This window comes from Microcoleus sp. F10-B2, from assembly GCF_036704965.1.
In the GTDB taxonomy this organism is placed as follows: Bacteria; Cyanobacteriota; Cyanobacteriia; order Cyanobacteriales; family Microcoleaceae; genus Microcoleus.
The window spans coordinates 53,471-78,954 of sequence record NZ_JAUBTB010000020.1; the positions used below are offsets into that span (position 1 = coordinate 53,471).

At 46.4% G+C, this 25,484-nt stretch carries 22 protein-coding genes; 10 read left to right on the top strand and 12 right to left on the bottom strand.

Annotation, left to right across the window (positions count from 1 at the left end):
- Nucleotides 1-163: 163 nt before the first annotated feature.
- The 3 genes from QUA99_RS10415 to QUA99_RS10425 form a co-directional block, all read right to left on the bottom strand.
- Complete coding sequence (locus QUA99_RS10415; protein WP_333235933.1) at nt 164-1,369, bottom strand: adenylate/guanylate cyclase domain-containing protein; 1,206 nt, start codon at nt 1,367-1,369, stop codon at nt 164-166.
- A gap of 21 nt (nt 1,370-1,390) precedes the next feature.
- Nucleotides 1,391-1,933 carry a peroxidase-related enzyme gene (locus tag QUA99_RS10420; RefSeq protein ID WP_333235932.1) on the bottom strand — a complete coding sequence of 181 codons (543 nt, stop codon included), beginning with the start codon at nt 1,931-1,933 and terminating at the stop codon, nt 1,391-1,393.
- 78 nt (nt 1,934-2,011) lie between these two features.
- Entirely contained in the window at nt 2,012-2,200 is a 189-nt protein-coding gene (locus QUA99_RS10425; RefSeq protein WP_333343240.1) for a hypothetical protein, read from the bottom strand.
- Nucleotides 2,201-2,516: 316 nt separating this feature from the next.
- Here QUA99_RS10425 and QUA99_RS10430 point away from each other — a divergent pair, with 316 nt between their 5' ends.
- The 3 genes from QUA99_RS10430 to QUA99_RS10440 all read left to right on the top strand — a co-directional run bounded on the left by QUA99_RS10430 (nt 2,517) and on the right by QUA99_RS10440 (nt 6,899).
- A complete protein-coding gene (locus QUA99_RS10430) occupies nt 2,517-3,794 on the top strand; it encodes a valine--pyruvate transaminase (protein WP_333235931.1) in 1,278 nt (425 codons plus the stop codon).
- An 870-nt stretch (nt 3,795-4,664) separates the two neighbouring features.
- A complete protein-coding gene (locus QUA99_RS10435) occupies nt 4,665-6,200 on the top strand; it encodes a right-handed parallel beta-helix repeat-containing protein (protein ID WP_333235930.1) in 1,536 nt (511 codons plus the stop codon).
- Nucleotides 6,201-6,563: 363 nt separating this feature from the next.
- Entirely contained in the window at nt 6,564-6,899 is a 336-nt protein-coding gene (locus tag QUA99_RS10440; RefSeq protein ID WP_333235929.1) for a Uma2 family endonuclease, read from the top strand.
- Nucleotides 6,900-6,947: 48 nt separating this feature from the next.
- Here QUA99_RS10440 and QUA99_RS10445 read toward each other — a convergent pair whose 3' ends face one another.
- The 5 genes from QUA99_RS10445 to QUA99_RS10465 form a co-directional block, all read right to left on the bottom strand.
- On the bottom strand, nt 6,948-9,161 hold the full coding sequence (locus tag QUA99_RS10445) for a caspase family protein (protein WP_333235928.1): 2,214 nt from the start codon (nt 9,159-9,161) through the stop codon (nt 6,948-6,950).
- Nucleotides 9,162-9,590: 429 nt separating this feature from the next.
- The gene (gene sat, locus QUA99_RS10450) at nt 9,591-10,772 is read right to left on the bottom strand and encodes a sulfate adenylyltransferase (RefSeq protein WP_333235927.1); all 1,182 of its coding nucleotides are present in this window, start codon (nt 10,770-10,772) and stop codon (nt 9,591-9,593) included.
- Between the two features lie 163 nt (nt 10,773-10,935).
- Complete coding sequence (locus tag QUA99_RS10455; protein ID WP_333235926.1) at nt 10,936-12,027, bottom strand: DUF6745 domain-containing protein; 1,092 nt, start codon at nt 12,025-12,027, stop codon at nt 10,936-10,938.
- 222 nt (nt 12,028-12,249) lie between these two features.
- Nucleotides 12,250-12,849: a hypothetical protein gene (locus tag QUA99_RS10460; RefSeq protein WP_333235925.1), complete on the bottom strand. Its 600-nt coding sequence runs from the start codon at nt 12,847-12,849 to the stop codon at nt 12,250-12,252.
- Nucleotides 12,850-13,344: 495 nt separating this feature from the next.
- Nucleotides 13,345-14,826: a site-2 protease family protein gene (locus QUA99_RS10465; RefSeq protein ID WP_333235924.1), complete on the bottom strand. Its 1,482-nt coding sequence runs from the start codon at nt 14,824-14,826 to the stop codon at nt 13,345-13,347.
- 31 nt (nt 14,827-14,857) lie between these two features.
- Between QUA99_RS10465 and QUA99_RS10470 the strand changes: the two genes are divergently transcribed.
- The 4 genes from QUA99_RS10470 (at nt 14,858) to QUA99_RS10485 (ending at nt 19,710) form a co-directional block, all read left to right on the top strand.
- Complete coding sequence (locus QUA99_RS10470) at nt 14,858-15,532, top strand: MBL fold metallo-hydrolase (RefSeq protein WP_333235922.1); 675 nt, start codon at nt 14,858-14,860, stop codon at nt 15,530-15,532.
- A gap of 142 nt (nt 15,533-15,674) precedes the next feature.
- On the top strand, nt 15,675-16,235 hold the full coding sequence (locus QUA99_RS10475; protein WP_333235920.1) for a sugar O-acetyltransferase: 561 nt from the start codon (nt 15,675-15,677) through the stop codon (nt 16,233-16,235).
- Between the two features lie 185 nt (nt 16,236-16,420).
- Nucleotides 16,421-16,885 (top strand): hypothetical protein, encoded by a 465-nt coding sequence (locus QUA99_RS10480; RefSeq protein WP_333235919.1) that lies wholly within the window; start codon nt 16,421-16,423, stop codon nt 16,883-16,885.
- A gap of 431 nt (nt 16,886-17,316) precedes the next feature.
- Nucleotides 17,317-19,710, top strand: a complete 2,394-nt coding sequence (locus QUA99_RS10485) for a cache domain-containing protein (RefSeq protein WP_333343244.1) — start codon at nt 17,317-17,319, stop codon at nt 19,708-19,710.
- Nucleotides 19,711-19,989: 279 nt separating this feature from the next.
- On the opposite strand, the gene QUA99_RS10490 is transcribed toward QUA99_RS10485, so the two are convergent.
- Nucleotides 19,990-20,589: a cytochrome b/b6 domain-containing protein gene (locus QUA99_RS10490; protein ID WP_333235916.1), complete on the bottom strand. Its 600-nt coding sequence runs from the start codon at nt 20,587-20,589 to the stop codon at nt 19,990-19,992.
- 197 nt (nt 20,590-20,786) lie between these two features.
- Here QUA99_RS10490 and QUA99_RS10495 point away from each other — a divergent pair, with 197 nt between their 5' ends.
- Both QUA99_RS10495 and QUA99_RS10500 read left to right on the top strand, forming a co-directional pair.
- Nucleotides 20,787-21,371: a manganese efflux pump MntP family protein gene (locus QUA99_RS10495; protein ID WP_333235915.1), complete on the top strand. Its 585-nt coding sequence runs from the start codon at nt 20,787-20,789 to the stop codon at nt 21,369-21,371.
- 125 nt (nt 21,372-21,496) lie between these two features.
- A complete protein-coding gene (locus tag QUA99_RS10500) occupies nt 21,497-22,051 on the top strand; it encodes a glutathione S-transferase family protein (RefSeq protein WP_333235914.1) in 555 nt (184 codons plus the stop codon).
- Nucleotides 22,052-22,202: 151 nt separating this feature from the next.
- Here QUA99_RS10500 and QUA99_RS10505 read toward each other — a convergent pair whose 3' ends face one another.
- The 3 genes from QUA99_RS10505 to QUA99_RS10515 form a co-directional block, all read right to left on the bottom strand.
- On the bottom strand, nt 22,203-22,340 hold the full coding sequence (locus tag QUA99_RS10505; RefSeq protein ID WP_006634808.1) for a photosystem II reaction center protein K: 138 nt from the start codon (nt 22,338-22,340) through the stop codon (nt 22,203-22,205).
- A gap of 60 nt (nt 22,341-22,400) precedes the next feature.
- Complete coding sequence (gene tgt / locus QUA99_RS10510; protein ID WP_333235913.1) at nt 22,401-23,531, bottom strand: tRNA guanosine(34) transglycosylase Tgt; 1,131 nt, start codon at nt 23,529-23,531, stop codon at nt 22,401-22,403.
- Nucleotides 23,532-23,757: 226 nt separating this feature from the next.
- Complete coding sequence (locus tag QUA99_RS10515; RefSeq protein ID WP_333235912.1) at nt 23,758-24,207, bottom strand: hypothetical protein; 450 nt, start codon at nt 24,205-24,207, stop codon at nt 23,758-23,760.
- Nucleotides 24,208-24,466: 259 nt separating this feature from the next.
- Here QUA99_RS10515 and cobS point away from each other — a divergent pair, with 259 nt between their 5' ends.
- Nucleotides 24,467-25,264: an adenosylcobinamide-GDP ribazoletransferase gene (gene cobS, locus QUA99_RS10520; protein ID WP_333235911.1), complete on the top strand. Its 798-nt coding sequence runs from the start codon at nt 24,467-24,469 to the stop codon at nt 25,262-25,264.
- Nucleotides 25,265-25,484: the final 220 nt, after the last annotated feature.

Below are 25,484 nucleotides of genomic sequence, written 5' to 3' on the forward strand. Positions count from 1 at the left end.
TTAATTTCAACATCTAATACCTGTCAACAAAAGCAAAACTATAGCAGCGACCCCAAACATGATAGGTATCAGTCATTCCCAATTCCCAATTCTAAAATCTAAAATCTAAAATCTAAAATCTAAAATTGGTTTGATTAGCCCTTCTCCATTCCTCTTCTCAAATTTATTTAAGATTGCGAACCAAATACATATCCAACTCGCCCTTATTTTTAGCAGAAATTTTTCCTCGATATTCGCAGTCACAAAAATCTCTAACTAATTCATACGTTGCGTGAGAGATATTGATATTTCCAGGTAAGCCGGAAGATTCCATCCGAGATGCAGTATTCACGGTATCTCCCCAGACATCATAGGCAAACTTTTTATTGCCAATTACTCCAGCAAGTATGGGGCCTGAATGAATGCCAATGCGGATCTCCCAATAAGCAATATTTTCTTGAGCTTTCTGTCTTTTTCGCAGCTCCATGAACTGTTGAATTTCTAGGGCAGCAAGTACAGCGTCAAAGGCGTGTGTTGGGGTAGGCGTAGGAATTCCCGCAGCACACATATAGCTGTCACCAATAGTCTTCAATTTTTCCATAGAGTATTTATCCATCACGCGATCGAAATAAGAAAAACAATAGTCTAGTTCGTCAACTAACTCTCGCGGCGTCATTTTTTCTGATAACTGAGTAAAGTCTTTAAAGTCAGTAAACAAAACCGATACGCAATCATAATAAAGTGGTTCGACTTTGCCGTTATTTTTGAGTTCCTCGGCAATTTCAACCGGGAGCAGGTTTAACAGTAGCTGGTCAGATTTGTGCTTTTCGGCATCGAGCTCGGAATAAAGCCTATTTATCTCTTTAAAACGTTCAGCATTGCGGATGGCTGAGGATAGTTGCAAAGCCAAAAGATAGCCAATCCGCAAGTCTTCTTGAGTGTAAGCTCGCGGCTTGGTTGTGGCAAAATTAATTGTCCCTAAAACCTTACCTTCGCTTTCCAAGGGAATGATAATTTGCGAAGCGTAGGGGGATAAAATAGCAGGAGCACCCGCTTCTTGAATTAATTGAGGTTGACGTGTTTTGAAAGCCTTGTTAATAGGGCCGCCCTCTGGGAGGGCTGCAATATCTATAGGGATATGCGGGCCAAATAAGGTTGTGCAAGCGTGAGTGCTGTGCAGACAAACGCTACAGTGTTCAAAGTCGAGCAGCCATTTGGCTTGCTTGCCTACTACCCGCAAAATCTCGTTGAGATCTAGGGTGCGGTTAATGGCTGTGGCAACTTCGTTGACGGCGGAAATGCGGATGGAAAGCGCTTGAGCTTCTGCTAACAAACGGCGGGCTGTCAACAGAAGTTCTTCTCGATCTAGATCTTCTAGCCGCTCGCCCATAATAGGGGTATAAAATATAGATTACAAAGCATCTATTTCAAGGGCAATGGAATCTGTATATCGGTTGACACAGCTAAACAAGTCTGCTGTCGCAATAATTTCAAAGATTTCAGAATCATCTAGCCCTAAATCCCGCAGGTTTTGGTAATCAGATTCTGTCATTTCCAGGGGTTTTGTAGCAGCCAGCAAGCCAAAGGTAATTACGGCTTTATCGCGTTTTGGCAAAGGGCAGTTGGCAAAGTCAGAAACTAGGGTTCGCAGGATTTCTTCGCTCATCCCCAACGCTGACAATCCGTGCAGGTGAACTTGAAGAGCGTACTCGCTATTATTTGATTGGGAAATAGCGACGCCGACCATTTCTTTAAGCGTGCGGGGTAAGTCTCCTTGCAGGATTGTTGCCCGGAACTTTTTCCAATTTGCTTCTAATAAGTCAGGGTTGATTGCCATTGACTTGAACAGGTTGGGGACGATGCCAAACCCCAATTCAGTCAAGATTTCTTCGTACATTGCTTTGGCTTTAGGATCGGTAAGTTGCTCGTATTCTGTAAGTGGAAAGTGTGTCATTGTTTTGTTAAACTTTACGGCAGTTAATTTGGATTTGGATTTATACATTTTTGATGTAACGCCACTCAAAGGGTGACGTTACGAGCTATCTTGACTTGAGTCGGATTGATGATGAAATGCACCGCTGTCAGCAAACCGCGAATCCTGATAATGAGCTAGCAACAAATCTGATGCTTGAGGCTGGATTAAATCTGCAATTATAGCAGTAACCGGAGCCAATAAAATTCTGTTGCGATCGGGCCCTGCTGCTAATCTTAGATTCCGCAATGGCTGCTGTCAAGTCTCGGCAATTCATCTGGTGCGGCGCGAAATCCCACCAAAACTCTTGAATTTGATAATACTGCCTGTTCGCGAATTTTCAGGCAAAAAACACTGTTCGATCGATCGATCGAACTCCACAAAAGGCCACAATCTTATACTCCGGCGCGCCGACGGGGGAAAAAACAAAATGCTGTGCATCTAGTTTATTGAATTTGTCAGACGCTCGATCGACAATCCATGCCCCAGACAAGCTAGGCTAACGCCTGCGACTGGAGTTATCATGGGTAAACTGTAAACTTCTATCATTGTCGCTGCATTTGCTATGAACCCTGCCCTGACTCAATTTGGCGCTCAGATGTCCCACCTCACGGGAGTTCGGGCAATTATGAAAGATATTATTGAAACTCTCAGAGCCGGCAGCGGGCAGGAGTTTATCAATTTGAGCGCGGGAAATCCGGTGATTTTGCCGGAAGTCGAGCAGTTGTGGCGCGACTGCACTGCTGAACTTTTGGCGAGCCCGGAATACGGCGAGGTGGTTTGTCGCTACGGTTCCAGTCAAGGTTATCAGCCGTTTATCAATGCGGTATTGGCGGATTTCAACCAGCGTTACGGATTGAATTTGACCGATCGCAATATCCTAATTACTCCCGGAAGTCAATCGATCTATTTCTACGCAGCCAACGCTTTCGGGGGCTACACTACCAGCAAACAGCTTAAAAATATTGTTTTACCGCTGAGCCCAGACTACACGGGTTACGGCGGCGTTAGCTTGATTCCCGAAGCGGTAGTCGCCTGCAAACCCACTCTCGATATTGATGCGGCTGCTCACAGGTTCAAATACCGCCCGGATTTCAGCCAACTGTCGATCGACGAAACCACCGGTTGCGTCATTTTTTCCCGTCCCTGCAACCCCACGGGTAACGTTCTCACCGACGACGAAGTTAAGAAAATTGCCGATTTAGCGGCCGCTTTCGACGTGCCGGTGTTCGTTGATTCCGCTTACGGCCCTCCCTTCCCGTCCTTGAATTTTACCGAAATGACGCCGATTTTTGGGGGCAATATCGTGCACTGCATGAGTTTGTCGAAAGCCGGATTGCCGGGAGAAAGAATCGGAATTGCGATCGGCGATGAAAAAATCATTCAAATATTAGAATGTTTTCAGACCAATACGTGCATTCATTCGCCGAGATACGGACAGGCGATCGCAACTCGGGCCATTGCTTCCGGCGCTCTTGCCGATATTTCCATCAATGTAATTCGGCCGTACTATCAAAGCAAATTTGCGATCGTAGAAAGCACTCTAGAACAAGCAATGCCGAAAGATTTGCCGTGGTTTTTGCACCGGGGCGAAGGAGCAATTTTCGCGTGGTTGTGGCTGAAAGATTTGCCCATGACTGATTGGGAACTGTATCAAGAATTGAAGAAAGTCGGCGTAATCCTCGTGCCTGGAAGTTCTTTCTTTCCCGGTTTGCGGGAAGATTGGCAGCACAAGCACGAGTGTTTGCGCATCAGTTTGACTGCCACAAATGATGAGATTGAAACTGCCATGAAACGCTTGGCTCAAATGGTAGAAAAGCTTTATCAGTCAGTTGACATTTGACATTTGACAGTTGACATTTGACATCCCCAATACTTCGGCTACGCTGTTCCCGATCGACTCGGGCTAAGCGCAGCCAAAGTAATATCAACTCCGGTAGCATCGGAATTAATCTTACCCACAGTCAGGACACGGCACTGCCGTGTCCCTACAATTAACGGGTTGCTGATTCACGGTATGAATCAACTTTTCGCTTGATGTTACAAAACTCACCCTCAAGCGGGCTGATAGCTATTGGGAAATCTTGAATTCATACCTGTATTCAGCAACGCCAATTAATCGGGGTAGGGACACGGCACTGCCGTGTCCTCAGTATCCTTCCGAAGGAACCAAACGATATCAGTCGAAGGGCAGGACAAGTTACAAATTACCGCTTATCCATGACCGATTACAATGACTTCTTCCTTTGCAGATCGACTACAATTGAAATAAAAATTAGTAGCGCGGTGGGTTATGGCAGTGCAATTACTCAAAAGGTTGTTGACCGTAGAAGAATATCATTTAATGGGCAAAGCTGGTATTCTTTCCGAGGGCGATCGGGTAAGTAGGTAAGCGGGATTAAACCGAGCTATGTAACAATATGTAAACAGGGCGAACTTAGCCACGCTTACGGCATTTGGATACTTTACAATCCTTAACATAGTTATGTTTTACAGCGCCTACCTACTTAGGAATGAGAATTAAATAACTTACAATGCGTGATGTTCTTGTGGGATGGGCCCATCCCGCCCGTCCAGAAAGGGCGGGCTTTCAGGCCCACCCCACTTTCAAGAGTGTAAATTATTTAATTCGCGATCCTTACTAGATTTACAAAATTACGAAAGTGCTTTAATGTTTAAACAGTGAGGATTAAATGCTACCTAAAAAAACTTCATGATTAGAAAAACCGTTCATAAGTTCATCACGTTAGTATTAGCAGGATTTCTATTGGCGATTAGTGGCGAGTGCTGCACATCGCAAACTTTACCAAAAATCCATCCTCATGTTTTTTATGTTGCACCAAATGGCAGTGATACAAATAACGGTTCACTTGAGCATCCTTGGTCAACAATTAATCACGCAGCGTGGGTATTAAAAGCGGGTGAAACAGTTTATATTCGGGCTGGAACTTATCGCCTCACCGAACAAATTCAAGCTAAAAACTCAGGAACAGAAAAGGCTTGGATTACTTATCGAGCCTATCCTGAAGAACGGGTTATTATTGATGCGGATGCAGTTAAAGTAGAGCCTCCCTCTGCTAAAAAAGAATCCCATTATCCTCACGATCAAGGTGCATTTTTGTTACAAAATGTTAGTTATATTCAAGTCGAAGATTTAGAAGTTATTAATTCTCATAATTCTGGGATTACAGCTAGAAATAGCCATTTTATTAACCTTTATAATAATAAAACAGAAAATACGTTTTCTCCAGGTATTGGTGTTTGGTGGGGCGATCACTATAAAGTAATGGGAAATACGGTTATTAATGCAAACGACCTGAAGATGGCTGACTTTTTAAATGATTTTTCAGAAGCTCCCCATGAAGCAATTTCAATCGGTGGGGTTGAAAATTTTGAAGTTGCTTATAATTTAGTTAAGGATGGGAAAAAAGAAGGGATTGATGTTAAAGAAAAGAGTAAATATGGAACCGTCCATCATAACTATATTCACCACATGGCACGACAAGGATTATATGTTGATAGTTGGTTGGGAGTCTTAGAAGATGTTGAGGTCTTTAATAATGTTGTTCATGATTGTAATGGGGCAGGATTTGCTTTAGCAGTAGAAGGAGGTTCAGAAGCAAAAAATATTCAATTTCACCATAACTTAATTTATGATAACTGGGGAACCGGAATTCTCTTTGCCCGATGGGGAAATGATGGGTTACGGCATAATATTAAAATTTATAATAATACGGTTCATCATAATGGTTATGGTAAACCGAACCCAGGAGAAAGCTTTTTTTGGATTACTGGAGGGTTATATTTATTTTCTGATAATCTTCAAAATGTTGAAATCAAGAATAATATTTTTAGCAAGAATAGGGGATTTCAAATCGGTTATAGCGATCGCTATTTGGCGGCTAACTCTGACATAGAAAAGATTTTTCGTCAAAAAGAGATTGAGATTAGCCACAACTTAATCTTTGGAGAAAATAACACCACCCGTCCGATTTATGCTGGATGGCTTCCTGATAACTATGCGAATATCTATGGAACGAATGGAACTGCTGCGGTCAGAGAAGAACCTCAATTTGTTAATCCTGAAGAAGGGAATTTTTACTTAAAATCTCCGGTCAGTAACCCAACCCCATTAACTGCTAATTCTAAAACATCTCAGATGAGAGTTGGAGCTTTTCCCCATGGAGAAAAACCCAATTTTTGGTGGCAGGGTAAGTTCCCACCTCAATTTCCTGATTTACCCCAATAAACCCTTCATTAAAATAAGTTGTGTCTGTAATAATTAATTGTTAATAGTTGTATTAAGTACCTAAACAAAATTAATTACACAACTCAATAATAATGATTTAAGTAGGTAAGCGGGATTAAACCGAGCTATGTAACAATATGTAAACAGGGCGAACTTAGCCACGCTTAGGGCATTTGGATAATGTACAATCCTTAACATAATTGTGTTTTACAGCGCCTACCTACTTAGAACTGATAGAAGGAGAACTGATCCAAATCGCAGCAATTGGAACTCGTCATGCTTCCTGTGTGAGACGATTCATCGGACTGTTCATCGAAAATTCCCAGTAACCGGGCTTTTCTGGATGCGCACAACCCCATCCAGTTGAGCGATCGCACCGAACCTCAACCTGATGTAATATTGCTGAAACCCCCGGCTGATTACTATTCAACAGCACATCCATTACCGTCAGAAGTTTTGCTGTTGGTAGAAGTATCCGATAGCACGGTTGATCACGATCGAGATGTGAAAGTTCTGATTTACGCTCGATCGCTCATTCAAGAAGTCTGGCTAGTAGATATAGAGGCACAGTGTTTAGAAGTTTACCTCCAGCCAACTCCTAATGGCTACAGTTTAATCCACAAATTTTGGCGGGGTCAACAAGTTGCGTCGCTCGCCTTTCCTGATTTGGAAATGAATATCGATTTCGTACTGGGATAGATTCGGATTATAGGTTATAGAAAACATTCCCCAGTCCCCGTTTTTCAATTAAACTACCCGATAAACAAAACTCAGAGTTGCCCAAACACTCACATCCAAAGCCAAATCATCCGTCGATATCCCCACTTTCTGCACCCCCGGAATGCTAGCGGCGTGCAAATCTTCGAGTACCGCCCGCGCCACATTTAAAGGATTCAACAACACTCGAATTGGCTGGACATCCCTCGTTTGCTGCATTTCGGCTTCTATTGCAGCCAGAGTTCGATCGAACGGACTCTCACTAAATATAATTAAAGTTTCCGCAAGTCCGATCGGCCCGGATACCGCCCACCCGTTAGCGAAGCCCGCCCCTACGGGGGCTGCGCCAACGAAGAGGATCGCCCCAGCCGCCGGCACGGTCAAATTCTCCCCAGGAGCGATCGCCAGCGACATACTGCCCACAGCGTCTTTGCCCTCAGCGCCGAGCACTGAGGGCCGTCCCGCGCTATCGGAGCCAAACACCGCAAAGTAAACCGGGCGATCGCTGTCGTTATACAAATTATACTGAACGCGGCTGCCTTTTTCCACACTTAGTATATGAGTCCTGACCGATTTCTCGCTTTCCCCCCTCAGCGGTTCCAGCGGATAATCACCGCCGGCCCGCACCGTCTCCCGCTGCACCACAGCCGGCGCTTGCGGTGCGAGAGTTGCTAGAACCGCCCGCACCTTCAGGCGCGAAGACCCCTCATTGACTGTCAGCCGCAGCAATTTCCCCGCCTGCAGCGCTTTCAACTGCGGAGTCAAGCGCTGCACCGCCACCTTGACGGCTTCTCCCCCGTCGCCCTGAGTATCGGGAATCAAGATTTGAGCCGAAGAAAACAAACCGTAACGGCTTTGTATCAAAGCAGGCTCGTGAGCCGAGACTGTTTCGGCTAAAGTCGTTTCCGGGACTCTGCCGAACCGACAGTCAGCCGGTTGGTCGCTACCTACGGCCGCAACTTGCGGCACAGTCGCGAAAGCACTGGTGGCGTCCACGCGCTCGATGCGTTCCAAACCCGAGTCCAAAGCTACTGTCAAACCGATGTTTCGCGGCAATACCCGAATTTCTTCCCTCACCAGTTCGCCGGCTGTTAATTGCCGATTTGTTCGATCGGGCTTGTCTAAAACTTGGGCTTTAGCAGAGAGGCCCGTGCGTCCCCGCAGCAAAAGCCGGTCGCCCTCGGAGGAATCCAAAGCAAACACAGAACCAGCACAGCACTCCAAAACCCCCGGCGACAACCCGCCCAGCCACAACTGCACAGTTTTGCCGCCTTCTTCCACCGCCGTCACAGCGCCGTCAGCAGCAGGGGAATTGAACATTAAATTTGAAAAATTCACCGCCAGCGGCGCTGTTAAATCGTGATTTAGAATTTGCGGTTGCTGCGATAACCCCGTGATTTGCTCGACATTACCCGCGGCGCGGCTGAAACTGACGCTGAAGCTGGTAGCCGGAGTGGCCCACCACAAAGTTTGGGTGAGGGCGTAGGTAAACAAACCTGCACTAAATCCGTTCCACTCTTGTTCGGCGGCGATTTGAGAATTGGCGGCCGCAGCAAGTACCGCGGCCGCAGGACGGAGATTTGGCCGGGATTTGAGACCTTCGGCGAACGTTAATTCTCCGAGGCTTGGCTCGCCGATGGTGGGGCGGGGACGGGAGCGAATGCGAAAGTTGCCGTTTTTGGGGAGACCCGGATAGGTGTAGCTGGTGTCGAGGATGGCGATCGCATTTTCTGTCGCGAGCGATCGCACCAACAGCAGCAGCGTTTCCTCTAAAATATCGTTCACCGCCCGGTTTGCTAACAGCGGCAAAACATCATCCGCCGGCACCAAACTGTTTTGCATTATTCCGGAAGACTCAGCCAAACTGACTCGACTACCGCAACCGCTAAAGTGAAAAACTACCACGTCACCGGGTTTTGCTTGTTGAGTCAAGTGAGTCGCAAAAGCCGTCTCGATATTGTCCCTGGTAGCTTGAGCGTCAGTCAAAGTCAAAATGTCAGACGGCACAAACCCAAACCGATATGTCAGCAGTTCCCGCTGCAATTCCACATCCGTAAGGCAGCCGCGCATGGGCGAGTCTGGATATTTGTCAACCCCTACCAACAAAGCCAATTTGCGGGCTGTCGGCTGGGCTAAGGCTTCGAGGTAGCGCGAGCCCAACCGCAGCCACAGGGCCTCGCTGATTCCGATGGCGGCCAGCATCCGGCCAGCTTGCTGCAAAAATTCCCGCCGCTTCAGTCCCATTTTTAAATAGCTTTGAATTTTAAGTTCTGAATTTTAACAATACTTACGCAAAAACCCGGTTTATTGACGTAATTTGGTCGTATACGCTCGATCGCGACAACGATCGACCGGGTTTTTTTGGGAAGCGTGCGATCGCGAACTGTTTCAGTTAAATTCCCTCAATAATTTTAGGGGAATTAATTAGATTGTGAGTGTTTAGTATTAAGAGAAGTTTTAACTTTTAAGTTTTAACTTTTAAGTTTTGTCCTGGACGCACTTGCCCACAAAGAAACCGGGTTTTTTAACCGAAATTGAGGGTTTTAAGCACGTATTTTTGTTCCAAAACCCGATTGCGACGCGCTTGGGCGTCCAGGACAAAAGTTGTAACTTGTCAACTAAAAACTCAAAATTCCCAACTATTCAGAATGCCGCCCAGACAAGGTTCAAGATTTAAATCTCGTAACTGAAAATATTCATTGCCCTGGCCAATTCAGCAGCGACTTCCGGCCGGGAAAACTGGGGCGGCGGCAATTTTCCAGCGCGCAGCATTTCCCGCACTTTGGTTCCAGACAAATGCACCCGCTGTTCGGGAGTGCTGGGACTGGTTTTAGTTGTAGCCATTTGTTCCGTCAGCGTGCAATAGAAAGCGTGCTCGAATTTCATCGGCACAATTCCCAATTCTCCCGGCTCAAATTCGTCAAAAATATGTTGGGCATCGTAAGTGCCGTAATAATCGCCAACTCCAGCGTGATCGCGCCCCACGATAAAGTGAGTGCAGCCGTAGTTTTTGCGGATTAAAGCATGAAAAATTGCTTCTCGCGGCCCGGCGTAGCGCATCGCCGCCGGATTAATTGCCAAAATTACGCGATCTTTTGGATAGTATTTTTCTAGCAAAATTTCGTAGCAGCGCATCCGCACGTCAGCGGGGATGTCGTCATCTTTTGTCGTCCCCACTAGCGGGTGCAGGAACAAGCCGTCTACTGTTTCTAAGGCGCATTTTTGGATGTATTCGTGGGCCCGGTGGATGGGGTTTCGGGTTTGGAAACCGACTATAGTTTTCCATCCTTTTTCTTTGAACAGAATTCTCGATTTTGCCGGGTCAATTTGGTATTGGGGAAACCGGGCGTCTAGTTCGCGTTCCAGCAGCCAAACGTCGCCTGCGAGATTAACGGGCCCGGATTTGTCTACTACTTGGACGCCCGGATGTTTGAGGTCATCGGTGCGGTAGACGTTGAGGGCTTCTTCTTCTTTGCTGTAGCGGTATTTTTCTGCGAGTTCCAAAATGCCGACAAATTCGCCGGCCTGCGAGTCGAGGCGCACTAAAGTGCCTTCTGCGAGGCTGTCGGCGACTGCTTCGCTGACTGAGAGGGTGATGGGAATCGACCAAGGAAGGCCGTTGGAGAGGCGCATTTCTTTAACGACCGATCGATAATCAGCTTCGTTCATGAACCCTTGAAGGGGACTCAGGGCGCCGATCGCGATCATTTGCAGGTCGGAGATCGATCGATCCGAAAGCTGGACTCGCGGTAAGACTTCTGCTTTGTCGAAAAATTCTTGTCTTTGGTCTAGTGTGGCAATGCGGTTGACCAGGATGCCGCCGTGAGGGGCAATGCGGTCTGGATGCTGGCTCATGTCGATTTGAGTTATTTGGTTTTAGCTACCAGAGTACATAGTATCAAGCGGTGGCTGCAATTCTACATTTTTTAATTGTTCTGGACTTGTGCACAACGCTGCTTTTGTGGCGCTGTAATTCTTTAACTGTAAGCTGGCGCACTGAAAACTCTAAACTTTCGCCTCAAGTCTGCACTTGAAATTCTTCCGGATCTATTCCCCAATTTACCCAGCTAATCGCTTCTTTAGCCGTTAGCGAAGCCCTCGAAGAGGATCGCACTTCCGGGGGTACTCGCAAAACGTGAACGTGTCCCGTACTCGGACAAGTCATCTTCAACAAATAAATTGGCTCTATGTCAATATTATTTTCAATTTTCAACAAACTATATTCTTGCCAAGTATCCAATTCTGTTGCTTGCAATTCTTGACAAATTCTCGGATAGCCGATCGCCTGAATCAAAACTCGCCGCACTTCGGCATTCTGTTCTGTTAACAGCCATGAAGCTTGCCAAGACTGCGGCGGCACTTGACCGATTGTTTCCGGCAGTCGCACGCCGCGATAACAGTATACACTGAACTTGTCAGCAAACTCGACCGCTGGTTGGCCTTCTGCGTGGAGCAAATATTCGCTGTCAAAATGAAGTTGTCGCGGGCGATCGCACACAAAGCACATTTTCTCAAACGGGTAAATCCAGCCGCAGTTTTCCACTAAGGATTGAAAGGCTGAATATAAAGAGCGATCGACCTCCAAATTTAACACACCAATACAAAAATCCACCCAACTTCCGTGACAGGCTGACAGTTCCGAAACTATGGTGTTATTACGATAAGTCTGATCGATGAAAAATCTCTGAAATCTCCCGCCCAACTTCCTTGCTAATTTGACGTAAACTTCGTCTTTAACATGAACGTGCAGTTGATTCATCAGTTGAGCGTACAGCGGGTTATAGAGTTGGCTGTAAATCTTATTTTCTAATTGCCTGCCCAGTTGACTCCTTAATATATCGTACAATTCATTGTGAATTTTGTTTCTGATTTCGCTGCCTGTTTCCAGACCGGAATCGCGTATCCTTAGTCTTTCAACTGCTTGCAAAGCTGTGTAAGGGCTGTCACAAAAAATAATTTCCGGTTCACCAAAGCCGATGATGTTGTAGGCGGTGTTGATAGCGGCTGTAGCTGGCGGGCGATCGACTGGTTTTATCGACAGTCCAATTTGTCGCCACTTCTGGCGATAAATCGGAATTAACGCTGTTTGTTCTGGTGTAAGTGCAATCATTGGTACAGCTATATTATTTGATTTGCAGTCAAAAAAAATGATTTTGCATCCCGTAAAAGCATTAATTAATTTTGTAATGAGGACGGAGTTTCTAACTATAGCAGTTCTTAATAAAGTGAGGTATGCCCTATGCCCACGGAGGTTTATGCCCTATGCCCTCGATCGAGCGTGTACCTCATGTTACTGAGAAAAGCTATACAAACCTATTTTATACTCGTTAAATTATTGGTATAAATTAACCATTGTTTGCAAAACCCCTAAAATCATAGGAATATTATCGAGACAATAAACATCAGCATCGATAATTAAATTATTTCCTTCTAATTTAAGAAACCGCCAGACAACGCCAGTAGTTACGCAGCCAAATACGGCAGGTATTGAATTGTGTTCGCGTTCGTTAAATAGCTGAGCCGCCACCATTTGTGCGGCACACTGCGGCAGACAAGATTCTATTTCTCCGCCTTTCGTTTCTCTCAATGCAAAAACCGGAACTTTAATTTCAAAATCAAACGGCACGGAAGACAGTAGAAAGTCGCATTCCCCATTCAATCCCCGAGAAACATCTACATCAAATGACCAACCAGAAAAAACAGAAAATTGTCTGTTGTTCCTTTCTCTAAATTCTAACAGAATAGGAGAAATAATCCGTTCCGAACGTTCTTTTGCAGTTGTAACAGCAGTGTTAGAACTAATTTCGATTGCTCTCCAAAGCCATTCGGAGGGTTCTACAGGAACAACCTTGGCACTCAAAATAGGACTGAGTGATAGCTCCAATCCAAATCGCTCTTTTAATTGTTGGAAAGTAAAGGATTTGTAAGACATATTTCTCTAATCAGTCGGTGGAAATAAAGATTACTTCGAGATAGAAAGCGAGTTGAGAAAAGCTAAACTCGCTTGTATACAGGACTTACGCCTCATAAACCCGGTTTCTGGGAGAAAGGGAGCATCCCATTTTTGCTTTCATCATGCACGGTTGCATCAGAATAATATATTTGGATGATATAGCGTGCGAGCGTCTCGCTCGCGATTTAGCCGCGAGCGAGACGCTCGCACTCCTAAAAAACGCTTTTTACTAAATTGGGATGCTCCTGCGAAAAATCTTGGTTTGGTAGCGAAGTCTCTAGCAAGAAAGCGGGTTTATCACCGCGTAAGTCCTAATATAGCAACCCTTGCAGAATTGGTAAACCTCTCTTTTCTTCCTTCTTCCTCTTCTTTCTCTCGCCCGATAACTCAATCCTTCTGCCCTCTTTCTTGTTTCTTCTTTCTTCTTTCCGTTACACCCCGTACATTGCTCGTTGCCGAACTTCCCTTTTCCTTCTAAACATTTAACCAATCAATGAGTATCCTGGGCGCCGGTAACAAAATAATTAACAAAAGCCCGATCGTCAGCAACCCCAAAAAATCCCGCCGATTATCCAACTCGCTGACATCATTCAACGCCGGTTCGTCGTTTAGCGGCGTCAGAAACAAAATAATTGCCCACAGCAGCAAACCCTGTTCCAAAAACGCCAGCAGCAGCATACAAAGTCTAGCAACTTGCCCGATCGCCATACTCGCTCGCTGGCCGAACATCGCGTGCACGATGTGCCCGCCATCGAACTGTCCCACCGGCATCAAATTAAACGCCGTCACGATCAAACCCAAATAACCCGCCACCGCTACCGGATGCAAATCAATAGCAGTTTCCGCATTCAAAGCCCCGCCCAAAGTTAACTTGCTCAACAAAGTCATCAGCAGCGAAAATTTGGGAGTAAAAGAGTCAAAATTTAACATTCCCGACTTGTCAGACAGCGGTACAAGAGTCGAACGATCCAAACCCCACATCAACAACGGCACTGTCGCAACCAAACCCGCAAGCGGGCCGGCAATACTGATGTCAAATAAAGCTCGGCGGTTGGGAATTGGACTCCGCATTTGAATGAAGGCACCAAAAGTTCCCAAGAAAAAAGGAATCGGAATAAAATAAGGCAAAGTCGTGCGAATTTTGTAGAATCTGGCAGCTAAATAGTGACCGGATTCATGAATTCCTAAAATTGTAATCAGAGCCAGCGAGTAAGGCAAACCCTGGAGCAACATTGACGGGTTTGCCTGCAAAGCTTTTTCAGTAACTCCGGCCATTTGCGCCCCGACAATCGTAGTCGTAAACACCGCGATCAGCACCAAAGCTAATGCTAAAAACGGCCTGGTTAGAGATGGAGTTTTAAGGTCAGTCAGGGGAGTTTCCCCGGCTTTGCTGCTGGGATTGGGAACTAGGGCAAAAAAAGGTTGACCGCTCAAGCTGTTTTGAAATATTACTAAAAAGCGATCGCCAAAATGCCTCTCCACATTCTCCCGAATCGCCTGATAAGCTGCCTCCGGATTAGTGCGCAACTGTCCGCGACAAATTACAGCTTGCGGCCGAAATTCCAAATCTCGCAAAAAGTAAATTGACCAAGGAAAACAATCGCGCAAACTCGCTTCTTCTGCTCGATCAATCGGGCGCAGGGGAGGTTTTGGGTTTGCAGGTTCAGTCGCAGAGTCTGCTACTTGCTCAGCAGTTTCGCTGGTAATTTTCTTGCGCCCCAACTGTACCAAAAACCAGTACAAAAAAGGGCAAACCAGAAAAGGTATAATTACCAACTCCGGCGGTACTGTTTTGCTCGTACCGTTAACTAAAACCCAACCACTCCAAATCAGCGCTGGTGCCATCATTACCAGCCACAGCAGCCATACCGGAGTTCGGGTGATGCGGCTGGTGCCGTTGTGCAACAAGAAGTACGATATCAGTCCCAATACGAACAACCATAGTAAAAAGAACATAATATTTATTCCAGTCCTTCTCAATACTTCCTTGAAACAACAGAGTTCAGTCTCCAAACAACCCAGGCGCGTGCTCGACAATATCTTTGCTTTCCCGCCTAACCGGGATACCCTGGGTGCGACAGCCTATTTCATTGTAGAAAACCAAACTAACATCCTGGTGGATTGTCCCGCTTGGGATGAGATTAACCAAACATTTTTGCGGGAACACGGCGGCGTGCGACTCCTGTTTCTCACCCACCGCGGCGCTATCGCTAAGGCGCGGGAGATTCAGGAAGCCACCGGGTGCGATATCCTGATTCAAGAGCAGGAAGCTTATTTGCTGCCGGGTTTGAAGGTGACGGTTTTTGAGCGAGAATTTGCTTTGAACGATCGAACTTTTGGATTTTGGACTCCCGGCCACTCTCCCGGTTCCTCTTGCCTTTATGATAGCGGCAGCGGCGGAGTGCTGTTTTCGGGCAGACACTTGCTCCCCAACCGACAAGCAGCCCCAGTACCGCTGTTGACGGCAAAAACTTTTCACTGGCCCAGGCAAATTAACAGCGTGAAGTCAATTATCGATCGATTTTCGCCCGAAACCTTACAGTATATTTGTCCCGGTGCAAATACTGGTTTTTTGCGGGGAAAAGGAGCGATGGATCGAGCTTTTGAGCAATTAGCCAATCTGGATTTAGCTGTTTGTTTGCAGTCAAAACCTGACCTCTAAATGTATGCTGCAACATCAAAAAAATCTTTGATGCGCTAATAATTATAGCCGTAAGGTGCGCACTGCGCACCCTACATTATTCTTCAGTCTCAAGCGAGACGGACGAAAGTTTGTATAGTGGCGGTTGCAACCGCCGATTGTTATGGAAAAAACCGAAAAACAAAAAATGCTCGCAGGCGAATTGTATTTAGCTGCCGACGAGCAATTAATTTTAGATCGCCAGCGAGCCCGCCGCCTGGCCCGAACCTACAATTCTACCCGCGAAGACGAACCAGACAAACGGTTAGAAATTCTCGCAGAATTGTTCGGTGCAGTTGGCCCAAAAGTTGAAATCGAGCCGCCTTTCTACTGCGACTACGGCAGCAATATTTATGCGGGAAACGGATTGTACATGAATTTTGGCTGCGTGATTCTCGACTGCAATCGAGTTAACATCGGCGAGAATTTGCTGTGCGGGCCCAACGTACAAATTTACACCGCTTTTCACCCCACTGACCCGGAAATCAGACTTTCTGGCCTAGAACTCGCCGCTGAAATTAATATTGGCAATCATGTTTGGATTGGCGGCGGCAGTATTATTTGTCCGGGAGTGACTATTGGCGACAATAGCACGATCGGCGCAGGCAGTGTTGTTGTCAAAGATATTCCCGCAAACGTCGTGGCGGCGGGGAATCCTTGCCGAATCATCCGGCATCTACCTTGATGTGGTACGATCGACACGCTGGGGCGATCGGCTCTTTGGAGCTTAACCCAGAAATTTTAGATATTAGAACAGCCCGTTTGAGATTTTCCAGGTAAAATCCCCCGGAAAAATCTGTGAAAAAAATCTAAAATCTCAAATCGCTTGATTTTTCGCTCCCAGTTTTCAATTCCTACTCAAAAGATTTTATGACGACTGCAACAGTTTATCCCAACGCTCCCGATCTCTGCACCGACGACTATATAGTAGTGGGTTTAGCCACCTGCTTCATCAAAGAAGAAGGCGAAGTTTTTGAAGTGCAAGTAATCGAAGCTATTCCATCAGCAGCTTTGGAAGCAATTGTCAAGGGAATTCCCACATCTTATCAAATGGCTTGGGGCACAACTTTAGGAGCTGTTCTCGACGGCGAATCACCCAAAATGCTGCCTGAGTTCCCGTCATCAGCTCAGTTTAGCGAAGAATTCGGCTTTCGGGCGATCGCTGCCGCCCGCACTTACAAAATTCGCCCCGAAGCTAAAGTTCACATTCCCTTGGGAACAGTTCGCAACGACTTTACTTATTCCTTAGAACGCAAAAGAGTGCTTAACTCAGAGCGCGTCATTCGCACTGAAGACAATGTGAAACAGCACGAACACACTCACAAGGTTCTTTAAACACATCGCCTAACTGTGGCAATTTAGCACCGCCTCAGCCCGCGAATGCACCGAAAATAGTTTTGAGTTTTGAGATGTGAATTAAAGATGTAATAAGTTTTTCGTTCGTTCATTAATGAAGGAAAAACTTTTAATATTTCGTTATTAAGACAAACACCAAACATCTCAATATAGGGTGCACACTGCTCGCATCACCTAATTAACATAAATTATTAACGACTGTTAAGAAAAGTCTTAAGTTGTTGATGAAATGTTTTAATGTGTCAAAAATATGGTACAATTTCGTTCCAGTTTAACAAGGTGAGCGGGCAGGCGGGAAAAACTTAAAAAATCCCCGCAATTATTGAATGCTAGTAGCTTCAAACTACTGACAGAGGGGCGAGTAAATCGCAGATAAGCTGAGGATTTCAATTTCACAAATTGGTCAAACCATGCGAAGCTTTGCGAGAGTGAAGTGGTGGAAATTAACTCGACTATTGCCAGCGGGATTTAAGGGCGAATACCATGTTCGGTACAAAACTGCGCTCTTAATTTTGGGCGGAACAATTCTGGCAGCTAGCATCACTGGTTTTATCAGCTATCAAAGCGTTCGCCGCTTGACGCTCGCCAATTTAGAGCGAAATGCTTTGTTAGAAGTTAGGGATCGCGGTAACAAGATCGATCGCTGGATCGGCACTAGAAAGGCCGAGATCGAAATCCTCGCCAACACTCCTCCCGTTCGTTCGATGAATTGGCCCGTGGCACAGCCTTATTTAAAATCCGAAGTAATTCGACTGAAAGAATTTCAGCACTTTGCATTAATTGCACCCGACGGTTCTTATTTCACCACAAAAGTCGGCCGAGCCTTGATTAATGTCAGCGACCGCCAACACTTCAAACAGGCAATGGCTGGGAAAGTCTATGTTTCAGATCCTACCATTTCTCGCACGCTCAAACGACAAAGTATTGTTCCCATTTCGGCTCCGGTGTGGTCAAATTCGGCAAATTCTATTTATAAAAAATCCGAAAAGCCGATCGGAGTAATGAACGGCGTCATTAGCATCGACCGAATTGCCGAAGTAGTAGGAAAGCTGGAATATGGGGCAGGAACTTACGCTTTTGTTCTCAATTCTCAAGGAGTCCCGATTGTACATCCCAACGATCTGCTAATGGGAAATATCGACAAGCCGGCTCCCAGTTTTTTAGAGTCGGCGGATGCTAATTTGGCGAATGTAGCCCGGGAGATGGTTTATCAAAAAACGGGCATTTTGCTGACTAAAATCAACGACGCCAGAGTTTATGTTGCCTATCTTCCTTTAGAACAAGCTGAATGGTCGATCGCCTTGGTAATTCCCCACAACAATCTCGAAAAAGAACTGCTCCCCTTAAATATACTCGCAGCAGCAGCAGGCGTACTCTTAACCGCAGCTATTTTCGCAGAAATTGCGGCACTCAAGTTGTTTGCCCTAAACTGCCTTCGCACTCGCGCAGAAGCTTTTTTCCACCGCTTGACCGGCCGCATTCGCGCTTGCTTGCACCTCGATCGCATCCTCCAAACTACAGTAGACGAACTCGGTACTTTGCTGAAGCTCGATCGAGCAATTTTTGGATGGTACGATCCCCGACAAGATACTTTAGAATTTTGCTGGGAATATTGCCGGGAAGGTTTGCCGGGGCGCTTGGGAATCTTCGGCGTTCCAGGAGGGCCCTCTGGAGATTTAGCTGCACGGCTTCACCGCTGCGAAACGATACTGCTACATAAAACCGCCGCCCTTGATGCCACAGCATCTCAGGAAAACGCCCAGATCGAACTCACAAACAGCCGCTACGCAGCACTACCCGTACTAACTCAGACTAATCGGCTCGGATATCTGTTCGCCTGCGCCAATCGGCGGTTTGCGACTCCCGAGGAGGTGGAAGTTTTGGAAGCAATTGCAGACTCGCTGGCAATCGCCATTTCCCAATCCCAACTCCACGGGCAAATTCAAGAGGATCTCAAACTTGTGGAAGAAGTCTTAGCCACACTCAGAAGAACCGAAGAGCATTTAGTACAAAGCGAAAGAATGACAAGTGTCGGTCAACTAGCCGCCGAAGTTGCCCGGGAAATTAATAACCCGATTAACTTTATTTACGGCCGCCTGATTCACCTCAACGATTATATCAAATATTTGCTCCATATAATTCGCCTCTATCGCGAACAATATCCCGAACCTGTGCCGCGAATCGCCAAAAAAATAGAAGCCGGCGACCTAGATTTTATCAGCCAAGAGTTGCCGCAAATTCTCAACTTTTTGAAAATAGGAGCCGATCGCATTCGCCAGATAGTCATGGCTTTGCGAAAATTTTCACTTCCTGACGAAGCCACCAAAGAACGCGCCAACGTTAATGAAAGCATCGACAATATTTTGCTGTTGCTCGCTCACCAACTGGAGGAAAAAATATTAGTAGTCAAGCAGTACAACAACCTGCCGCCAATTTTGTGTTATCCCGGTCAACTGAGCCACGTATTCGCGAGTCTGGTCAGCAATGCTATTGATGCTGTTAAAAGTATTGAAAACTCCGCTCAAATTATTACAATTACCACCGATATTGTCGAGGATTCTAGAGGCAGGTTTATTGTAGTAGCGATCGCCCACAACGCCTCCACAACTCCGCCGGAAATTCACTCTAGAATATTTGACCACTTTTCCCATACTAAATACTTAAAAAATTTTACAGGATTGGGGCTGTCGGTTTGCTATAAAATTATTGTAGAATTGCACGGCGGCCGCCTTACAGTTAAATCTCCGGTTCAATCCAAAACGGGGGGTGGTGCTGAATTTATAGTAGAATTGCCGATCGTTTGATATCGAATTTTGTCGCCAGAGAAACCCATCGCAAATCTTGCTAGCCAGCGGCGCGAAAAGCTTAATTTCGGTTTGTAGTGAGGAATGCAAGTCGTCATAAAACAGAGGGCTGAAGTCTTCACTACAAACCTCACGATCATTTGTTAACAAAAATTGATAGGATAGGATTAGGGAAATAATAAAGGTGCAACCACAGCAAACAACCAGCCTCCCATTACCAAGACTTCCGCAACAATTAATAAAATATTTCTGTTCATTTTCCAATTAAGCATTTTCACGTTAAGAGCGATCGACCAAAGAGCGAATTTTCTTCCACCAAGCAGCCGGCGAATCTTCCGGGCGATATGCGGCATCAAACATCGACAAAATTAGTGGCAAACCCCCCACCTTCGCACTCATCAACAAGTGCATTGCCAGACAAAATACCAATACCACCCAACCAGAAGCGTGTAAATAATACCAAACCTGCGTCAATTCCCCAGCCGGCAGCCATTCTTCCTTAACCATACTGCCAGAAGCGATCGAAAAAGTCAGTGCCAGCAACATCAACGTATTCACAATCCGGTGCAAACTGTACCACCAAATCGGTTTTCCCAACTGCGTTAGTTTCCCAAAAGAATCCGACTGCACCAAGCATTTTTGGCCTGCGTGGAAACTGTACAATGCAAAAGCCGGCATTATTCCTAACAGCAACATCTTGCCAAAAGTGCCGTGAATCCCAATAATATCTGCAATCTGAGGCACGGGGACTTTGCCAAACCGCCCATCGTAGGTGTTGTAAACCAGAAATGCGCTCAAAATTGCTAAAAGGGCGATCGCAGCGTTAACCCCATGCAGTAACCTGAGCAGCAATGGCTGGTACGGTCTAGATGGTGCCATAGTCAATTCTGCTACTTTATAAATAATCTTTTACACAATACAGCTAAGCGCTGATTTTTTCAACCCTTGCCAATTGTGAAACTAATGTGAGAAAAAAATGAAGGGATTATGATAAAAACGTAAATTTATCAAAATTTAGTGTAAAGTAAAATAGCCAAGAGGAACACTTTACTTATAATATCTAACACTTTACAAAAATGGATGCAGCCACTACCATCTTACTTTCCTTGGGACTAGCAGCAGATGCTTTTGCTGTTGCTGTTTCTAGCGGTTTAGCAATCAAACACATGAAGGTCAATAAAGCTTTAAAAATAGCCTTGTATTTCGGAGGTTTTCAAGCTTTAATGCCCTTAATAGGATGGTTTTTCGGTCTTAGTTTTAGTTTTTTGATAACACCTATCGACCATTGGATAGCTTTTGGTCTATTGAGTTTCATTGGCGGTAGAATGATTTACGAATCGCTGCAAACCGAAGAATGCGAGAAAAAATTTAATCCCTTAGATACGGGGACTTTGATAACGCTGTCGGTGGCGACAAGTATCGATGCTCTGGCAGTTGGCATAGGATTTGCAGTGCTAAAAACTTCGATCGGCCCTGTCGTTAGTGCGATCGGATTTATTACTTTCTTTGTCGTATTTGCTGGCGTGTTCATCGGCCACAAGTGCGGCAACTTATTTGGAAATAAAATAGAGTTACTAGGAGGCGTAATTTTAATTGCGATCGGCAGCAATATATTATTTTCGCATTTAACAGAAGCGTCGGCAGTCATCAGTAATGGGTAATTGGTAGTTTATACTTTTTCCAGGCTATGCCTGGGAACACATACCCGGAGGCTGTGGCTAAATGCCCAAGTCCTCATGTCCAATGCCCGGTACAATAATAATATTGCGTTAGAGGACAAAATTCTGTGCTGAAACTTTACGGCGGAGCCCGCAGCAGGGCCTCAATTGTCAAGTGGTATCTAGAAGAAATAGCGGTTCCCTACGAATTCGTCATGCTGGATATGCAAGCAGGGGCACACTTGCAGCCAGAGTATCTCGAAATTAACCCGATCGGCAAAGTACCGGCAATTGTTGACGGAGATTTGAAACTTTGGGAATCCGGCGCAATTTTGCTGTATTTAGCTCAAAAACATGGTAAAATGCCCGAAAGTTTGGAGCAGCAAGCTCAAGTCGTGCAGTGGGTCACGTTTGCTAACGCTACGTTGGCGCCGGGAATATTTACAGAAGCAAGTCGCGATCGCGAAACTCCCCGCTTGTTAAAACCGTTAAATGAAATCTTCGAGAAACAGCCGTTTTTAATGGGCGATGAATTCGGTGTCGCCGACGCAGCAGTAGGGTCAGCTTTAGCCTACATTCCAATGATGCTAAAACTAGACCTTACTCCTTATCCGGCCGTTGTAGATTACATCAAGCGGATCTCAGAAAGACCGGCATTCAAAAGTGCGATCGGCGGTAGCTGAAGGATGGCACTACACGGATTTTGACACTGATACACGGATGAATTATTGAGGGTGAGTCAGGAGTCAGGAGTCACGAGTCACGAGTCATAAAACTTAACATCTAAAAGCAGGGGCAATTCCAGAATTGCCCCTACTTTTAATGAAATCAAACTTATCTAAATCCCACAGCCGCCTGCCAAACAAAAGCCAGCAGCAAGAAAAATACGGGAATGACCGGCAAAACATTAACCAAAGGCTCAAAAATCGAATAAGCTTCGGGCAGTTTTGCTAAGAGTAATGCAGCTTCCATGAATCAACCTACCTATCCAACAGAATTTTCATAATTGTCGCATATCTTTACCCAAGGCAATCACGATCGATCGACTCTCGGTGCAAGCCAGTAGGCAAACTCTTCAGTAAATCGGTCGGCCAAAATCGCCTCCCGCATCCTCCCGGTAAAGCGAATCAACTCCGTCACATTGTGAAGCGCCAGCAAAGTATACCCCAGCACTTCGTTAGCCCGCGCCAAATGGGCCAAATAAGCCCGACTGAATTTTTGGCAGGTATAACAAGGACAAGACTCATCCAGCGGAGCAAAATCCTCCCGGAACCGAGCATTTTTCAAATTCCAGCGTTCCCCACCAACAAAAGCCGTCCCGTGGCGGGCCAGCCGAGTCGGAATCACGCAGTCAAACATATCTACGCCACTCGCCACCGCCAGCGCCATTTCCCGATAAGTCCCAATCCCCATCAAATAACGGGGTTTATTTGCCGGCAACAGAGGCGCAGTCACCTTCACAATCTCTGCGATCAAATCCCCCGATTCCCCCACACTAACCCCGCCGATGGCGTAGCCTGGTAAATCCAAATCTACCAACTGGTTCGCCGCGCGCGATCGCAAATCGGGGAAAACACCCCCCTGCACAATGCCAAACAAAGCTTGATCCGGGCGCGAGTGAGCTTGAATGCAGCGTTGCAGCCAGCGGTAAGTGCGATTTGTGGCAGCCTCCACCTCCTCCCGCGTAGCGGGGTAAGGGGGACACTCGTCAAAGGCCATAATCACATCAGCGCCCAACTCATTCTGAATTTCGATCGATCGTTCCGGCGTCAAATTAATCATGCGGCCGTCGCGGGGAGAGCGAAAAGTCACCCCATCATCAGTAATCTTGCGCATTTGGCTCAAGCTAAACACCTGAAAGCCGCCCGAATCCGTCAGCATCGGGCCCGGCCAAGCCATAAATTTGTGCAATCCGCCGGCGCCTGCAACAATTGCTTCCCCGGGCTGCAAATGCAAGTGATAAGTATTTGCCAAAACCATTTGAGAACCCGCAGCCTCAAGATGTGCCGGTGTCAAAGTTTTGACATTAGCTAGCGTCCCCACTGGCATAAACTTAGGCGTTTCCACAACACCGTGGGGAGTGGCAAAAACCCCTGCACGCGCTTGGGTATGGCTGCAATTAGCCTGACATTTAAAAGAAAATCCCGTGTTGTCTTCAGTCATTAGTCCCCGACGATCGTTAACCGCTACTCGGCCGTCCGTGTTATCTAATCTATTGTTGATGACATCGCGACAAAAAAAACCATGACCCCGCCCAAAAACGGAGACAAGTTTCCGACAATCGTCGTGGAGGGCAAAAAATTTTAGACCTTAGTTCTACCTCCCAGATTCAAAGCTGCGAGTAAATCTAAAATCTAAAATCTAAAATCTAAAATCGACTGACTGACGATTAAAACGGGGAATCATCCTCATCCAATTGCAGATCCCAGTTGCCTGAGAGTACCTGATCGACAACCGCATCCAAAGCTGCGGCATTTAAATTCCGCGCGACTTGCTCTTGCAAAGGATTGGAGAGAGGAATTAACCGCAACTGCCGTCCATCTTGAATCAGGTCAAAATAAGCACCATCTTCAGGGGACTGTTTCAGTTCTAGGTAATCAAAACTATACACGTTCAAATAAAGCGCATGGTTGGCAATTAGGGTAGAACGGTGAGGGTTGGCGAAGACTTCGAGTACATAACCTTCCCCTTCGCTGTAAATCTTGCCATCTTGTATGTGAAGGTAGCGGACACGTCCTAAATCAAACAGCAATCTTTTGATATCGCGCTTGTTGACGACAATGCCTGTATCGATGATGCAAGGAGCAACTACCCTGTTATTCAATTGGTCGTGACTCATGGAGTAAAAGCCTCTGTTGTAGTATGTTCCCCTCTAGGAAATCAGGGAGTTAGCTAGAATTCTTGGGAAGGGAAACGGGGATCTTGAGTTTAGTAATTTTAGATAGGGAGCTTTGGGAGCGCTGCCTGCAGAGGTTTTCCGGGGAAAAGAACTCGGACAGGAGGAATGCCCGATCCAAAAAACTAGGGTGTTACAGTTCCAATTCTGGCACAGGCTAATGGATTGACAACTGCATACCAGATGAAAAATTTTCTATCTTATGGTGCATGATAAATTGGTTCGCTCTACGATCGACTTTTTCCGGAATCAAGGCGCTGCCATAGCCGCCGCAGTCGCTTTTTATACTTGTTTGCCGGTACCGGTGTCTTGGACTTTGGAGTTTCGGGGCATTGCCCGCTTGGCACCGGCGATCGGGCTTTTAATTGGGGGAATGCTGGGACTGGCGGATGTTGGGTTGCAGTTGTTGGGGATGCCGGCTCTGACTCGATCGGCCTTGGTGGTAGTCTTGGGCATCGCCGTGACTGGCGGGCTGCACCTAGACGGGGCTATGGACGCGGCGGACGGGCTGGCTGTACCTGACCCCGTGCGCAGGCTGGAAGTCATGCGGGACAGCGTTACAGGAGCCTTTGGGGCGATGGCTGCGATCGCGATCGTGCTGCTGAAAACTGCAGCTCTCTCGGACTTGAATAACTATCGGTGGCTGGCTTTGATGGGTGTGGCGGGTTGGGGGAGGTGGGGCCAACTGGTGGCGATCGCCCGCTATCCCTATCTCCGGGCCGAGGGCAAGGGAGCTTTTCACAAAGAATCTATTTATTCTCCTTTTGATTTTATACCGGGAGTGCTGTTGCTGCTGAGTTTGAGCGTGGTGCAAGTTGTCTTGGAGGGCGATCGGTGGCTGTTGGCGGTGGGGATGGCTTTGGGGGGAAGTGCGATCGGAATTTTTGCCGGAGCCTGGTTTAACCACCGTTTGGGCGGCCACACGGGCGATACTTACGGTGCCGTAGTCGAGTGGACGGAGGCTTTATTGCTGTGTCTTTTGGCAGCATTGGAAGGTTAAACAGTTGACAGTTGAGAGTTTACAGCGAGTTTTTAGCATGGGGATTTAAACAATTGATATCAAATCCGATAGCATCGGAACTGTAAAATCGAGTCATATCAAATCCGCGCTTCATAGTCCTGTATTCATCTCTCTCCGATCTTCCTCTGTGTTCTCTGCGCCCTCTGTGTTAAATCATTCCGATGCAACCAGAAACGATTTGATAGTTGATAGTTGATAG